The 15,311-nt window shown below is 39.4% G+C and carries 14 protein-coding genes; all 14 read right to left on the bottom strand.

Annotated features, from left to right (window positions below; translation table 11 throughout):
- Positions 1 to 189: 189 nt before the first annotated feature.
- Positions 190 to 1,026: a LicD family protein gene (locus tag AAHH42_RS03385; protein ID WP_072550372.1), complete on the bottom strand. Its 837-nt coding sequence runs from the start codon at positions 1,024 to 1,026 to the stop codon at positions 190 to 192.
- A gap of 596 nt (positions 1,027 to 1,622) precedes the next feature.
- Positions 1,623 to 2,453, bottom strand: a complete 831-nt coding sequence (locus AAHH42_RS03380) for a LicD family protein (RefSeq protein ID WP_240313786.1) — start codon at positions 2,451 to 2,453, stop codon at positions 1,623 to 1,625.
- Between the two features lie 435 nt (positions 2,454 to 2,888).
- Complete coding sequence (locus tag AAHH42_RS03375) at positions 2,889 to 3,164, bottom strand: hypothetical protein (RefSeq protein ID WP_072550374.1); 276 nt, start codon at positions 3,162 to 3,164, stop codon at positions 2,889 to 2,891.
- 40 nt (positions 3,165 to 3,204) lie between these two features.
- On the bottom strand, positions 3,205 to 4,305 hold the full coding sequence (locus AAHH42_RS03370) for a 2-aminoethylphosphonate aminotransferase (protein WP_072550375.1): 1,101 nt from the start codon (positions 4,303 to 4,305) through the stop codon (positions 3,205 to 3,207).
- Entirely contained in the window at positions 4,305 to 5,495 is a 1,191-nt protein-coding gene (gene aepY / locus AAHH42_RS03365) for a phosphonopyruvate decarboxylase (protein ID WP_072550376.1), read from the bottom strand. Before aepY ends, AAHH42_RS03370 begins: the two co-directional genes overlap by 1 nt.
- Positions 5,492 to 7,213: a phosphoenolpyruvate mutase gene (gene aepX / locus AAHH42_RS03360; protein ID WP_342221683.1), complete on the bottom strand. Its 1,722-nt coding sequence runs from the start codon at positions 7,211 to 7,213 to the stop codon at positions 5,492 to 5,494. The genes aepY and aepX overlap by 4 nt, the downstream gene beginning before the upstream one ends.
- Positions 7,213 to 7,977, bottom strand: coding sequence for a phosphocholine cytidylyltransferase family protein (locus AAHH42_RS03355; protein ID WP_342221682.1), 765 nt, complete (start codon positions 7,975 to 7,977; stop codon positions 7,213 to 7,215). Before AAHH42_RS03355 ends, aepX begins: the two co-directional genes overlap by 1 nt.
- Before the next feature lie 208 nt (positions 7,978 to 8,185).
- Positions 8,186 to 8,713, bottom strand: coding sequence for an NTP transferase domain-containing protein (locus AAHH42_RS03350; protein ID WP_342221681.1), 528 nt, complete (start codon positions 8,711 to 8,713; stop codon positions 8,186 to 8,188).
- A complete protein-coding gene (locus tag AAHH42_RS03345) occupies positions 8,710 to 9,654 on the bottom strand; it encodes a DMT family transporter (RefSeq protein ID WP_342221680.1) in 945 nt (314 codons plus the stop codon). Before AAHH42_RS03345 ends, AAHH42_RS03350 begins: the two co-directional genes overlap by 4 nt.
- Positions 9,644 to 10,507: a phosphotransferase gene (locus AAHH42_RS03340; protein ID WP_342221678.1), complete on the bottom strand. Its 864-nt coding sequence runs from the start codon at positions 10,505 to 10,507 to the stop codon at positions 9,644 to 9,646. The genes AAHH42_RS03345 and AAHH42_RS03340 overlap by 11 nt, the downstream gene beginning before the upstream one ends.
- Before the next feature lie 96 nt (positions 10,508 to 10,603).
- A complete protein-coding gene (locus AAHH42_RS03335; protein ID WP_342221677.1) occupies positions 10,604 to 12,109 on the bottom strand; it encodes a lipid II flippase MurJ in 1,506 nt (501 codons plus the stop codon).
- 118 nt (positions 12,110 to 12,227) lie between these two features.
- Positions 12,228 to 12,659 carry a DUF29 domain-containing protein gene (locus tag AAHH42_RS03330; protein ID WP_072550383.1) on the bottom strand — a complete coding sequence of 144 codons (432 nt, stop codon included), beginning with the start codon at positions 12,657 to 12,659 and terminating at the stop codon, positions 12,228 to 12,230.
- Between the two features lie 447 nt (positions 12,660 to 13,106).
- Complete coding sequence (hemH, locus tag AAHH42_RS03325; RefSeq protein ID WP_072550384.1) at positions 13,107 to 14,072, bottom strand: ferrochelatase; 966 nt, start codon at positions 14,070 to 14,072, stop codon at positions 13,107 to 13,109.
- Positions 14,073 to 14,216: 144 nt separating this feature from the next.
- Positions 14,217 to 14,903 carry an adenylate kinase gene (adk, locus tag AAHH42_RS03320; protein WP_072550385.1) on the bottom strand — a complete coding sequence of 229 codons (687 nt, stop codon included), beginning with the start codon at positions 14,901 to 14,903 and terminating at the stop codon, positions 14,217 to 14,219.
- Positions 14,904 to 15,311 lie beyond the last annotated feature (408 nt).

Below are 15,311 nucleotides of genomic sequence, written 5' to 3'. Positions count from 1 at the left end.
AACGAATATAAAAATAGGGTCATGCCTCACAAGGGTTATTTCGTACCCTGGGACCGTTCATTGCCATTTCAACGATCTTTTCTTTTATTTCTGTATTCCTGGTTTATACTCGTTATAGCGATAATATAGTAATACTAGGGGCAATCACACTAGAATTTCTGTTTAAATTCTTTATCCTACGGTTAACTGTTATAATTCAATGCTTTCAAAATGCCATACACGCTTATTTTCAGGAGGTAATTCCATATAATCATCACCATAGTATTTAGTCAGATAGCTATGGACATTATTTGGGCATTTAAATATCGTATCTTCGAACTTAATCTCTCTAAGAGGAAATATCTCATTATCACTAAATATAATTTTACCAAGGCCCATCTCTATACCCGGACCATAAACATAATCTTTTGTTCTTAAGCTCATGTTGCGGCTTATTTTTTTTGTAGTCGATATAAGAAAATCTTTCGATATAAGTTTTCCAAGAGGTTTTATCAAAGGAAATAATTTTTTAATACCTTTAACCTCAGTAAAAGTAGAAAAATATGATATCACTTTTATAGAAAAGAATATCGACAATATTCTTTCTATATATTTTCTGATGAAATAATGTTTAGAGTACTTATCAAAAGGAAATATGTCTATAAATAATCCATGTGATGAACGTGCATCATAGCATTGATACTTAACTTCAAATTTTTCAATTATTTTTGTGTTTAATATTCTAAGTTTGCACGGAACATTAATATTTATATAATAAGGATCCGACTCTGCAGTTTGCAAGAAATATTTTTCTTTATTAAGTTGCTTATCACAAATTTGAATAAAGCGATTGTAATCCTTTCTTGTCATACCAATATCAATATCATCATCCCAAGATATAAACCTGCCATCTCTTTGAGCACCCAGTAAGGTGCCACTATCTAACCAATAATTAATATTATTCGCAATACAAATTCTATTTATTTCTTTTAAAGCATCAATCATTTTTAGCTGTGCTTGTCTTAATATTTTATTGGTATTATTCATACCTTGATACCTTTTATAAGCTGTTGTATAAATATTTTTGTCATGATTCCGACCTGTATTTGCGGTAGATCTTCCTAATTTTAAGAGAAGGTAGTGATGGCGTTGATAGAGGTAGCTTGTCGATTTTGTGCTTACAAACGAAATCGGCTCGTAAACATGGAAAGAGTTATGCAGGCAATCCACTTTACCACTGCCTTGACTCTCACAAAAAGTTCCAGCTCAATTATCTCTATCAAGTTTATAAAACCAACACTAAGGAAAAAATTGTCGAGATGGCAATGAATGACTCGGGGACCAGGGATACCCCGTGCGAGTTTTTTAATGTGTGTATAACTGTATTCATGCTGATACCCAGAACAGGCCACTGGTATCCCGTACCAACTGTTCATTGCCCTACAACGACTTTTTTTTGTGTCGAATTTATGCACGTTATAGTGATAATTACACTGAAAAACTTTTTTACATGACTGCAGAAGTAGCGGAGGAATCGCCCGTTTTACCTGTATCAAGCTTACGAGCGGGCTCTGTCTAACAACAATATCGACAAGCCACTTTTATCATTTCTCAAAAATGACAGTAACTTATCAAATTAACACTTATGAGTCATCACTTAATTTAATACTATGATGGTGTGACGTTCTTTTTTCTTCAGGTGGGATAAGAAAATAATCAGGGCCATATTGACTTTCCAAATATCCATCTACGTCTCTCGGGCAATTGAACATTTCGTTTTCAAACATGATTTTACTAAGAGGGAATATTTGATCTTCTTTTAACTTAATAGGGTTAAAAGGTGTCTCTATACCTGCACCATACACGTAATTTGTCGTCTTTTTTGACATGAAGTCAGATTGGATATTAACCAATTTTAATAATAAACTTCTTGATATAAATATACTAATAAATTTTATCACAATTGAACGAAAAAAATTTTTGTTCGAACGTTTAGACAATAACTTTATAACAAATAACCACGATAATATTCTTTCTATATATTTTATTTTGAAATTTGATACAGAATACTTATCGTATGGAAATATATCTATATATAAACCATGTTGCGATCGTTCATCATAGAAACAACGCTCAATTTCAATTTTTTCAATTATTTCTGTTTTTAAAATCCTTAATTTACAGGGAATATTAATACTTGAATAAAACACATCTGAGTATGCAGTTTGTAAAAAATATTTTTCTTTATCAATTTCTAACTCGCTCACTTTCAGAAACTTATTATAATCTTTACGAGTCATACCAATGTCGACATCATCATCCCACGGTATGAATTTACCATCTCTTTTAGCACCCAGAAGGGTGCCACCATCTAACCAATAATCGATATTATGCTTAACACAAATTCGATCTATTTCTTTTAAAGCTTCCAATAAAAGTAATTGGGCTTGGCGTAATACTGATTTTTCTATCATTAAGAGGCTCTCAAACCAGATTTATTGTATATTTAAAGGTTTTTTAAAACAAAGTACATATACTTACTGTCCTTTTTCATATTTTGTAATATGAAATCATACTCAAGAACAATAAAATATTTTGAAAAAATTTCAAAGAAATTTTGTATCGTTCTGTATTGAGTATTATAAGGATGAGCTAGCTGCATATCAAAATTTTGTAGAATGATTTTATTGTCTAGAACAGAGACCCCTTCCTGTATAAAAAGGATAACCTTTATAACTTTCACTGATTTTTTTAAAATTACCTCTAATTCTTTATCTAAAAAAAATTGTAATAGAAATTGGATTAATATAAAATCTCCATCATTGCAGATAATGATTAATATTTGAAAAATCGTCGGTAATAAATTTTATTTTTTCTTTCTCATTAACTAATGCATTAGCTAACATAATTTATTGACTGCTAAAATCCATCCCTAAATAGTCTAAATTTAAGCATGTCGCTAAATTGGAAGCATAGCCGCTTCCGCATCCAGGATTAATCATCCTACTGGCTTTAATAGCATGTGAATTAAAAACTTGCTTTATAGCTATAAGCTTATTACTTTTTCTTTCTTCAATTTCGGCATGATTAAAGTGAATATTTAACGAATCTACTTGAAGATCATCATAAAAAGGCTTAACGGGTAATTCCGCCACATCTCTATCATCACATGCTTTATATTTCATTTATGTATATCCCACTAATATATTTAGAAATCACTTGATTTTACGTAAAAGTTAGCTCATCTTTTGGCTCTATAACTTTAGCAACGCCTTCCAGCAGTCGGCAGATATCAGCTGCAGTTAGATTGCCCATAGTGGAGATCCGAAACAGTGTTTTCGATAAATCTCCTTGCCCCGCATAGATCACAAAACCTTCTGCTTTCAATGCATCATGTAACCTGGCATAGGTAAGCCCTGTCGGTAAACGGTAAGCACGTAGCACGACTGATGACTGAGAAATGGGTATGACTGACTCAATTCCGAGCGCCTCCATTCCTGTCCGTACCTGTTCGGCCAGTGCTGAATAATGTTGGTAACGTGCGCTTCGACCGCCCTGTTTTTCGAATTCACGCAGTGCTGCCGCTAACGCATAATAGGCATGTACCGCAGGTGTGAATGGCGTATTACGTTGATCTTGCAAGCGTACCAATCGGACAAGATCAAGATAATAGGTACGACAGGTTGCCTGAATCAGTGCACTACGCCGTACTATCACAAAAGACACACCTGGCACCGCATGCAGGCATTTATTAGCCGTTGCCGCGATGCCGACTAGGCTTTCGTCGGAAAAATCTAATGGTTCCGCACCGAAACTGCTAACCGCATCGACAAGTAACTTGATGCCACGTTCACGACATAATTTGCTCAGAGAGTGCAAATCGTTAAGTCGCCCGGTCGTGGTCTCGTGGTGTACCATGGCCAAATGAGTGAAACGCTGATCTTTAGGTGTCGCATCAAGTTCCGCGGCAATCACATCGAGGTTAGGTTCCTGCATCCAATCACCGACGATCCTGGTATGCACAATATCGTACTGGGCAGCAATTTGTGCGATACGATCACCATAAACACCGTTCTCAACAATGAGCAAGCGACCTGTTTTAGGGATCAATGCCGCCAACATACTTTCAACAGCAGCCGTACCTGATCCTGTGATAAGTACTGCTGCCCACTCTGCGGGATCCAGCGCATAAACCTTTAAGATCCGCATTTTTATCTCATCTTGCAAATCAAAAAATTCGCTTTCACGATGACATAAATCAGGCTGTAATAAACTGCTACGTACAGATTCTGTGAGTGTGACAGGGCCAGGATTGAGTAATAGCATTAGTTAACTCCAGTAGTCGGGTTAATATGTCGCATCAAACGTGTTTTCACCTCAACAGGAGTCATAGAGGGACGGGGTAAACTTTCAGGCATGCCGGTGTTCGTCAACAGGCAGGCAAAACGGGGGCCAGCTAAGGGCGCTGAACTTAACCAAGTATCGATTTCTTCAATATCATCCGTTTCAAGTGACGACACGTAACCGCAGGCCGCGGCAACACCCGCAAATGAGAGATGAGACGACACTGTCGCTTGTCCTCCGGTTGAATTGTGTACGCCATTGTCGAGTAATAGATGTTGCAGGTTGGACAAACCATAAGCACCCACAGTGGCAAATGCTCCCATACGCATCAATGCTGCACCATCACCATCGAGTATCACCACCCTTAAATCTGGGCGTGCCAAGGCGAATCCGAGCGCCAATGGCACCACACAACCCATTGATCCGACCATATATAACTGATTGGGTCGATCGTCGATGGCATACAATACCCGCCCACAAAATCCCGTTGATGCAAAAACCACCGTCGAAACGGTTGGCGTCTGAGTGACCACCTTTTGCAACGCCTGGCATTGTGATGGTCTCGCTGTAGACTCAAGGCCGCGCCATTTCGACACTACGCAGGAGACGGATTTAGTATTCGACACTGTAGTGACACTAGATTTGAGCGGATAAGAAGCCACACTCCCCTTTTGCATCACTAGCGCATAGGGTCGCCCCGTTTTGTCCATATGGGCTATTGCCCTATCCAGAGCTGGGACGATGGCATCAGGCTCGGTAGGAAACACTTCCCAAGGGATCGCCATCTTTTCCAGTATCGCGGGTGTAATCGGACCCATCAATGCATGCTGTGGCTCATCAGCGACACCCGGCTGACCCCGCCAGGTCACGATTAATAACTGTGGCAGACGAAATGTCCACGTCAACGACGTCAAGGGACTGACTGCGTTACCCAGCCCCGAATTTTGCATCATTGTAATACCACGCCGGTGAGACAACCCAGGCGCCCCCGAGAGTGCAACACCCGCAATCAACGCGACGGCATCGCCTTCATTAGCCATGGATACGTAATGTAGAGAGGGGTCTTGCAGCACATAATTGATAAAGGGGGTTAAATAGGAGCACGGCACACCGGCATACCAGTCAAAGCCTTTTTCACGCGCCGCTTCAACAAACTGGCGTGCTTCAATCATCGATCGATCTCCTGTTCGTACGACACATCCTCTATACTTTTTAGCGGCGTCTGCGCATTGGTGAAATCACTGAGATCGTTCACGCTACGCCAATGACCATGCACATAAAGTACTTCTATGGAGGCACCCTCTGCGATCAACGCATTGAGTAGTTCTGGCATACCAAACGTATCGAAATCAGGTTGCCTACGTAGATTTGTTAACACCGTCTTCAATTTAGTTAGCCCTTTACCACGCACATTCAGTAGGCCAATCCAGCGTCCTTGCGCCAGAGTATCTTCAGAAAGCACGGTGGTTAAACCGTTGGTGACATGCTTGAGCAATACCTTTTGACCAAACATGCCTCGATCGTCTTTGACCGTACAGTAAGCGAAATTACGTACAGTACGGTTGTCAGCACCTGTTTGTGACGAATCAACGGCGACACAAAACTCAGCATTGCTCTCGACCAGATCACGTAATACATAGTGACGAAATAATAAATCACCATAGGAGATCACGACATCGCCGTTAAATGTATCGATGGCACAGGCCAGTGATACCAACTCACCGGTTGTTGCGTAACGTTGATTGACGACCAGTTTAATTCCGGTATTATCGATTGCCTCCGTACGATAACCACCGACTACCGTGATGTCATTAATACCCTCTTTTTTAAAACCATCGACCAACCAACGTAACAGCGGTTTACCGGCAATCGGTAACATGACTTTTGGGCGGTCATGCGTGATAGCCTCCAGCTCACGTGCCCCACGACTGGCCGCTAGCACGAGCGCGGCACCGGGGGCATTGGAAGCCGATAAATAAGTTTCTTCAGCGGCAGTGTATTCAGCCGCATCTTGCAGACGAAAAATTTCGTTAACGGAAGCAATGCGATCTTCTACATTGATCAACGTCTGACTTTGATAAATTTCCTTAACGACACTTTGCATGGCTGAGGCTGCTGAACGTACCGAATGGTTTGCCCAGATTACAGTACTGATACCGGCTTGGCGAAAGACGTCGGTCGGTGTGCTGTAGTAGCGGGTTGGCACGATGACCAGTGGGCTACGACCTGCCCACTCACGTGCGAAAGTGACAATTTCGTCCGGTTTTGATAATTTACTGTGGATCAAAATCGCGTCAGCTCCTGCGAGCCGGTAAGCTTCGGCACGGTGTAAGGCTTCATCCATGCCCCAACCGGCAATCAATGCTTCGACACGTGCGACAATGGAAAAATTGGGATCGCTCTGAGTGTCCTTACCGGCTTTAATTTTGCCGACAAATTCTTCGATTTCTGCCAGCGGCTGGCGTTCGCCATTGAGAAAGCTATTGGTTTTTGGAAATTGCTTATCTTCTATGCAAACACCGGCAACGCCCCGTTGTTCAAGCTTACGCACTAAGCGGCGCATATTGTTAAAGTTGCCGTAACCGGTGTCACCATCAAGTAAGATAGGCAGGTTGCTGGCATCAACCATAAACTCAAGCATGTCAACCACTTGGGTCCAACTTGCTTCATTGTTATCGCGGACACCGAATTGCGCTGAAATCGACAGACCCGACGCCCAAATGCCACGAAAACCGGCTTCGCGTACGATACGTGCAGACAAACCATTGTGGGCTTCCATGAGAAATTCAAGTTGATCACTTAACAACATTTGGCGTAATTGCGCGCAATGAGTCTGTGTAACGCGACTTTCGGCAGAGTCAATGGCATCAGTGGGGGAAACGGTATTCATTAAACAATTCCTAATAATGGTTGTAGTTGCGGCAAGACTTCATGGGTTGCACGCATCATATCCTCGGGAAAATCAATTTCTATCCACGGGCACCCTGTGATGTCACTGACATCGAACAGGTGATGACCTTCTTGTAGCAAATCACGTACGGCTTCTTCATGTGGCAGATGTGCACGGTTGCTATCGACATAATAGTTAACGATGGCAGCAAGACGTCGGGCGCTCGACTGATCAAAACGGAAGAAACCAACCGACTCACCAACAGTGTCGTATTGCAGGCCAGCGACGGGTTGCTTACGTAATTCAATGGGTACACCGTCGCGTAAACACAGTTTGACGGGTTCATCACCTGCTTCGAAATCGTAGTCAATGAGTAAACGATTAGCTGATGGCGGATCCGAAACCAAAGCACCTAGGATACGTTCGTCATACAATACATCGGAGTCCATCAGCAACACATCTCCACCCCGAATCAGGGCATCGGTCACAGTGTGAACAGTGAATACACTGCCGAGATCAAAATGTGGATTCAGTACAATTTCAGGGCGTGGTTGCCAACTGAGACGCTGGAGTTCAGCTTCAATCAATTCGTGACGGAAACCCAGTGCTAAAACAATATCGTCGATCCCAACATTTTTGAGTAGCCTAAGGTGCCGTTCGAGTAAACTCATGCCTCCAAATTGCAACAGACACTTCGGTATTTGCTGGTCTTCAGGTTGCTGTAAACGTAAGCCACGACCAGCAGTAAGAATGATGGATCGCATAAAAATATCTCCTGATATAGTTAATGTTTGAATGCTGCCATAGGTGCCGAACCTAACTGACTAGATATCATTTTATAATGATCCAAAGTATCCATTTCAGCCGCTACTGTTTCCGTCACTAAAAATGTTTTTATTTTGAGTTTTTTTAATATAGAAACAGGGATATTGTCCCAATATAATTTTGGATTGATCAGGTTTTTTTCATCTTTTAAATATTCCCACAATTTTTTTTGATAAGTTGACAGTCTGTTTGAACCCAGTACGAAACACCTAGCAACGAAGGGAGATATTTATTCGTCACCACAATATTCTCGACAAAACCCTCTTCATTTAGACAGGGTACCCATTCATTTTCTTCTGATCTTGACCTTTGAATAATATAATAGCAACTGTACAATGACTGTTGAAAAATATTTTCTAGTAATACCACATCAGCGTCAATAACCAAAGTATCATTGAAAAATTCTTGCGCACAGTATAATGAATAAATACTATTGTATTGTGCGTATTTTTCATTATAAATCAAGTTGCAAGCATGTTTTTCTTTTAAATATTCAAATAAATGATGCATATGTCCGGTAACAATATGAATTTCTATAATGCCAAATTCTTTCAAAGAATTAATTGTTCTTTCAATATTAGGCATACTACCAACAGGCAATAATGCTTTATGATTTTTTTTCGTTATATCGCCAAAACGCGAACCTAAGCCTGCTGCTAGAATAATGGCATTCATTTATTATATCTTAATAATATGGACAAACTTTTAGGATTACTGACGGTTAAGAAAGACCCTATCATAATAATACAGCATAATATAATCAACTGGGCATCGAGTTTATTATTTGATATTGACCAGCCGAATAAAACAGCCCAAACAGCATAAGTAATATTCAGTCCCATCGCACGAATAGGACCAACAAGATTAATAGACCGATAGTAGTAGAGGTAAGAACCCGTTGCTATGAGTGATACCACAACTATCTGTAATATTATTTTTAGATCCATAAAATAATATTCTGTAATATCAGAAAAAGGAATCACGCTTGCAAATAAAAGTACATAGCCAAAAGATGATGAAATTTGTCGAATAAAATAAGCGACATCAGGAGAAATAGATTTTCTCATACCATAAGAACTTATCACTACTTCCAAACCCCAACTGACAGCACACATTAAGGCAAATAAAAGTCCTATCAGACTAAATTCTGAATCTGTCGCAGCACCGTACCCTAAAGTCATCGTGGTAATGATTGATAGAAAAAGCCCTAATACGCCGATTTTATGTAATTTATCTTTTAGAAATAAAAAAGCAATTAAAGCACCAAAAGCAGGATAAGACGCAGAAATAGTCGCTGCATAGCCAACTCCGATGTATTTAATTGCCATAAAATAGCAAGACATACCGATGGGTCCACCACACAGAGCAGCAACAGATATAATTAGTGCTTTACGCTCAGTCAGTGCTTCTTTAACAGGGTACTTTTTTTTGATAAGGTAAAATAGCATGTAACCACTTGATAAAAAATCACTGATAAATGCTAAAATTATAGGAGCAAATAAAAGATTCTGCAGATGTTTGTCTATCAACACCATCCCCACTAAGGTACCACTTGCCCCCCATAAAACGCCAGAGAGTAGGCCATAATAAGTTCCTGCTCTTGTGCTATTTTTCATATTGATATTGATATTGATATTGATACATCAGTTGATATGCATTTTTAAATCGATTGATACCATAATCACCAAAATTGTTACCATTTTTTTCTTTTATTGCTGTCCAAAATGTCCACAATACATCCTGAGTAAATTTAAATAACAGTATTTTTTGTCTGGATCTATCTGGAATATTTCCTGCAAAGTAGAAAGTTAAAAAAATTTTCTCTTCCTCAGGGGTAAATTGGCATTCCAAAAAATGTGAGGCTAAATCCCACATTGGATCATTCATGCCAGAATATTCCCAATCAATTAAATAAATTCTATCGCCACTTTTAACAATATTTGCGGCAACTAAATCATTATGACAAGGGCATCTATCTTGATCTAATTTTTGTAAAATTTTCTGTGCTTCATGAAAGTAATCAAGAATAGCCTTGTAATGAGGAAGGCTACAATAGGCATTACCTAAATCTAATAAAATATCTTTATATCTTTTATATTCAGAAAAAACATTAAACTCATTAGCAAATTTAACGTTTGATTGATGCAATCGACGGAAACAAAAACTGATTTTTTCAATATTGTCCTGTTTTCTTACAATACTAGGACTTAATGTTTCTGCATTAGGAATATACGTAGTTATTTTAATGCCTGTAGTACTATCAAAATAAATCGTTTCTGTATTTATACCAATTGTGGCAGCTAATTTGCTGTTGTTCTTTTCATAACTATGGTTGATAAGATGTTCAGTAGCCATACCAGGCAGACGTAAAACGACTTTCATTGTCTCAGTTACCACAAGGTAGTTAGTGTTTGTCATACCACCAATAGGAGTAATATGTACTTTATCTTTTTGACTTAAATTCAGCACCCTAACAAGCAAATTCCTTATAATTTTATTCTCACTACTCACTACTCACTACTCACTATTAATAAATAACTGCCTATTTTATATAGAAAATACATATCATACAAGACTGAATGTTTTATAACGTTCAATGACCATTTTTATTAATTTTTTCTCTTCACCTTGGTAAAATAGTGCCGCTAAAAATAAAGCACCAGCAACTAATAAAGCACATGAAGCCAATATTACCAAATTATTAGTAAAATAAATGAGAACAAATCTACAACAGAAATAAGTTATAGCTAAAAATAGAGCAAGCCACATTCCCCATTTCAATGCACGTAATAAATCTATTGGATAACCTATTTTTCTTAACGCTTGTAAACTGGTTAATAGCATTACCCAATAACTAATTGAAGTAGACAATGCAATACCGAATAATCCCCAATGAAAGATAAAAAGAAATACACTGTTTAGAATTAAATTAGTCATAAAACCCAGCACAGTGCGCCGTACTATTAAGCCAATTTTACGCTCTACTTGGAAAATTTGATCGAAGGGCTTATTAAGAAAAGAAGGTAAAATGACGCCACTGTATGCCATCAAAGCAATAGCAACACTTTGAGTATCCGCTGTGGTGAACAAACCGCGCTCAAGTAACATTGCAATGACGTTTTTACCTGCCACGAGAATAAAGAGAGTGGCACCCAAACTAAAAAAAATCACTAATGCCAATAAATCATTAATTTTTTTTGTTCGTTGTTGTTTGTCAGTTTGTTCTGAAATGACTGTAATAAAAGCACTATCTAAACCAATAACACTAGGTAGCAAATAGATTAGAATCGTGGCATAGAACAATGCTGAAACCATACCGGTAGGTAAAAATGAAACAAATATCTGGTCAGTTAAAACGTAAACATATTGTGCGCTTTGTAGAATAAAGAGTCCAGGTGCCATTACCAGTGATTGACGCACAGTGAGTGAAAAAGGATTACCAAGCGGGAGGAAAAAACGCCAATTCCTCACGAGAAGATATAAAAATGCCCCCATTATCCCAAGACTATAAGACCAAAATAAAACATTGTGCTGTTGATTAAAGAACCCTACACATAGCAATGTAGCCAGTGATAATAAAAATTCAGCTTGATAGAGCGGTGAAAATTGTCGCTTAGCGCGTAAAACAGCACCAATATGCCGAAAAGGGATATAAAAAATAATGGCGGGTAACAACCAAGGAACAGCATCAATCAGAAGTTGCCCTCTCTCCGTTTCAAAGCCAATAGCCAACAGCGGTAATTTATCTCGAAAAAAATAAATCAGTGAAGCCAGTAACAAGGATCCTAGCAAAGTAAGTGTCATATAACCCGATGCAATTTTTTTAAATTCTTCTGTATCTCCTTTTTGCCAACTTTGTACCATATGAGGAACGGCCATGATATCAACCATTTCACCCCAAGAAAGCACCAGGATACCCAGTAACGCCATCATCATAAAAAAACTATCGAGCTGAGCACTCAAGCCAATAACACCAGCGATGATAACATGCTTAGCTAGACCTGATAATTTACTGAATCCTCGCCAGAAAATAGCAGAGTTAATCGATTTTAAAAAAGATTCTGGATACATTAATAAGTTTTCAATAGGTTAATGGAGAATATTCAAGAATATCTGTGGTGAACTTTAGACATGAATTTTTTATTTTATCAGCTTTATCCAATTTACTTGTTGATAGCAAAAACGAGGGTTAATCAGGAAAAAATTCACTACTAATGATCTGCTCAAACGTCCAAGGACAGTGTTTAGGAAATATCGATTGACTCATTTGTGTTTCATTTTCAGCTAATCGGCGCGCAGAAGCATAGGCTTTTTCAAGGTGTTCATTGAGCTTGTTTTTTAGACTCGGAGAGTCGTCGAGACATTCCATTATTTTAGCGCGTTGTTCTTCTATCGTTAATTGCCAACTACGCCCACTTTTTTCCGGTTGATATTGCCATTTTAGGAGGTAAGCAAGTAGAATTTCTAGCCTAGAGCGCAATTCCCTGCGTTCACTGCGTCCCATTGATTCGATCTCCTCCAGGAGGTTTTTCGTGTCTAACTGATTCAGATTGTTAGCGCGGAGCAAATTAGCTTGCTCTTGCGTCCAACCGTGAAAATCGCTGTCATAACGAGTCGCCATCATTTCCTCGGTACTCAAATGTGGTTTTATGGATTTGGGAAAATTATTGCATCACTTATAGTATTTTTGGCAGCACAGTGATGATACTGATAGCGAATACTAATATGCCACCTAATCTCACTGTAAGCTGTACACCGAATTTATCGATTTTTTTGTTAAGTTTTTCAAAATTTATAACCATATCTCTGTGTAACTTATTTATTTCACAAGAAAAACCACGACGAGCTTTTGTTATGTGTATATATCCGCTTATTTAGTTTTTAAGTCACTGTGTTAGAGCATCAGACACGCTACCGCCCTTGACTTACAGCCGCCAATACGCTCTCTAAATTTTTATTTTTGTGGTAATAAAGATACGTTTGGCTTGCTCGCTATACGATCACCACGACAATACAAAGATTTTCATAAAAAAATCAGTGGTCAATCATCTCATTCAATATTTTTTTATTATGCATTCACAACAATTAACTGTTCTAATAAATCAATATGCGCCGGCGCGTCATTCAATGCCGGGATATACTCGAATTTTTCCCCGCCCGCTTTTAGAAATATCTCACGGTTCTGTTGCTTGATCTCTTCTAAGGTTTCCAAACAATCGGCTGCAAAACCTGGGCATATGACTTGGATATGTTTCACGCCCTGAACGGGTAATTTTTTTAATGTTTTATCCGTATAAGGTGTTAACCAAGGCTGACAGCCAAAGCGTGACTGATACGTCATGATCATCTTATTTTCTGGCAACGCCAAAGCAGTATGCAGCGCACGGTAGGTGTCTTCGCAGCGCTTAGGATAATCATCACCCAGTTTTGCATAACGTTTAGGAATACCATGAAATGAAACAATTAACCTATCCGGCTGACCCTGCTTTTTAAATGAGCGCTCAACACTTTGTTTTAATGCATCAATATAGGCTGGATGCTCGGCATAGTCGCGGATAAAATGAATGGATGGCAAGCAGCGGTATCTTTTTAAAATATCCGCTACGGCATCCCAAACGGCTGCACTGGTCGAAGCGGAATATTGTGGATAAAGGGGTAAGATAATGAGCTTAGTCAGGTTTTGTGATAACAGTTTTTTAATCGCCTTAGCTAAACAGGGTGAACCGTAACTCATGCCTAACTCAACAGAGACATCTGGCAGGCGGCGTGCCGCTAAGGCTTTTTGTTGGCGCTGACTATAAACTAACAACGGCGACCCTTCTTCCATCCAGATGGATTGATAAAGTTTAGCAAGACGGGATGCACGAAACGGCAGGATCACTGCATGCAATAACGGCCACCACAATAAAGGCGAGGTCTCGATGACTCTGCGATCACTGAGAAATTGTGCCAGGTAATTTTTGACAGCAGGAGAAGTAGGCGCATCAGGCGTACCTAAATTAACCATTAGTACACCAACTTTATTGTGCATTATGCCTAATTCCTTTACTATTCATTATACAACACATGGCTTACCAAGCCACCCAATCAGACCACAAGCTAAACAGAGCGGGCATGATAACTATCATTTTTACTTACGACAACCTTTATTTGTGGCAACTTTTACCGATTGTAATCTTTACTTACATTTGCTCAAAACAGATAAAAAATCATCGCATGATTCACCAAGGATAGTGGCTAATTCGGCGCTGATTTCACTGACTTCGCGATTACCATCGAGTTTAAAATAGTGCGTGTTACCTTCATTCGCTTCTTGACGATAATAGGAAAGCAAGGGTTCAGTTTGCTGGTGATATTCAATCAGACGTTTACGTACTGTCTCCTCTTGGTCATCTTTACGAATACTGAGTTGCTCACCAGTGATGTCATCTCTGTCTTTAATTTTAGGTGGGTTAAATTTTATATGATAAATACGACCCGAGGCGGCATGAACACGGCGGCCAGCGATGCGTTCGATGATGATTTTGTCAGGCACCGCAAATTCCAGTACATAATCTATCTTAATACCCGCGGCTTTCATGGCATCTGCCTGAGGAAGAGTTCGAGGAAACCCGTCAAGCAGAAAACCATCACGGCAATCATCTTGCTTGATGCGTTCTTCAACCAATGCGATAACTAATTTGTCAGTGACGAGTTTGCCTTCGTCCATGATTTTTTTTGCTTGTAGACCCAACTCAGAAGCCGTCCTAACGGCAGCTCGCAACATGTCACCGGTGGAAATTTGTGCGATGCCGTATTCCTTCATGATGAATTGAGCTTGAGTGCCTTTACCAGCGCCCGGAGCGCCCAGCAGAATGATACGCATTGCGTAAATTCCCTTAATTATGTAGTTTTGTATAGTAGACTTCTTGCAAAACCACAGCGAGTACTGTGAAGTCAAGGCGCCTAGAGCGCAGTAACTGCACGGTACATGCGAGAACATGAAGATTGCGAACAACCACGTAACACAGAATTTGCAGTACAGGGTAGATTTTGCAAGAAGTCTATTGTTTTATATGTGCATGCAACTATAGCATCGCATAGGGGCGTGGCTCAAGGCAGTAAAGCAATGGGATCCGTGCTAGACGAGATTTTTAGAACATGCCATTTGGATTTTTCAGCGAACTAAATGGATAAAAATGAATAGTAGGTTTTGTAAGAAATCTGTTGTTTTTTCGTTTTTTGACGAAGAAGCCGTGGGAGACTTATAAATGGCAACCACGGCTTTTGCTAG

Origin of the sequence: Candidatus Fukatsuia endosymbiont of Tuberolachnus salignus (assembly GCF_964030845.1) — a bacterium.
GTDB lineage: Bacteria > Pseudomonadota > Gammaproteobacteria > Enterobacterales > Enterobacteriaceae > Fukatsuia > Fukatsuia symbiotica.
The sequence above is the reverse complement of the archived record's forward strand: the minus strand, read 5'-3'. Positions and strand labels throughout refer to the sequence as shown.

What these genes read in the sequence shown, in the direction of transcription:
- AAHH42_RS03345 (WP_342221680.1), bottom strand. Translation starts at nt 9,654, where the DNA reads ATGAAAAATAGCACAAGAGCAGGAACTTATTATGGCCTACTCTCTGGC.
- AAHH42_RS03385 (WP_072550372.1), bottom strand. Translation starts at nt 1,026, where the DNA reads ATGAATAATACCAATAAAATATTAAGACAAGCACAGCTAAAAATGATT.
- AAHH42_RS03370 (WP_072550375.1), bottom strand. Translation starts at nt 4,305, where the DNA reads ATGCTATTACTCAATCCTGGCCCTGTCACACTCACAGAATCTGTACGT.
- adk (WP_072550385.1), bottom strand. Translation starts at nt 14,903, where the DNA reads ATGCGTATCATTCTGCTGGGCGCTCCGGGCGCTGGTAAAGGCACTCAA.
- AAHH42_RS03335 (WP_342221677.1), bottom strand. Translation starts at nt 12,109, where the DNA reads ATGTATCCAGAATCTTTTTTAAAATCGATTAACTCTGCTATTTTCTGG.
- aepX (WP_342221683.1), bottom strand. Translation starts at nt 7,213, where the DNA reads ATGAATACCGTTTCCCCCACTGATGCCATTGACTCTGCCGAAAGTCGC.
- AAHH42_RS03375 (WP_072550374.1), bottom strand. Translation starts at nt 3,164, where the DNA reads ATGAAATATAAAGCATGTGATGATAGAGATGTGGCGGAATTACCCGTT.
- AAHH42_RS03355 (WP_342221682.1), bottom strand. Translation starts at nt 7,977, where the DNA reads ATGCGATCCATCATTCTTACTGCTGGTCGTGGCTTACGTTTACAGCAA.
- AAHH42_RS03380 (WP_240313786.1), bottom strand. Translation starts at nt 2,453, where the DNA reads ATGATAGAAAAATCAGTATTACGCCAAGCCCAATTACTTTTATTGGAA.
- aepY (WP_072550376.1), bottom strand. Translation starts at nt 5,495, where the DNA reads ATGATTGAAGCACGCCAGTTTGTTGAAGCGGCGCGTGAAAAAGGCTTT.
- AAHH42_RS03350 (WP_342221681.1), bottom strand. Translation starts at nt 8,713, where the DNA reads ATGAATGCCATTATTCTAGCAGCAGGCTTAGGTTCGCGTTTTGGCGAT.
- AAHH42_RS03330 (WP_072550383.1), bottom strand. Translation starts at nt 12,659, where the DNA reads ATGGCGACTCGTTATGACAGCGATTTTCACGGTTGGACGCAAGAGCAA.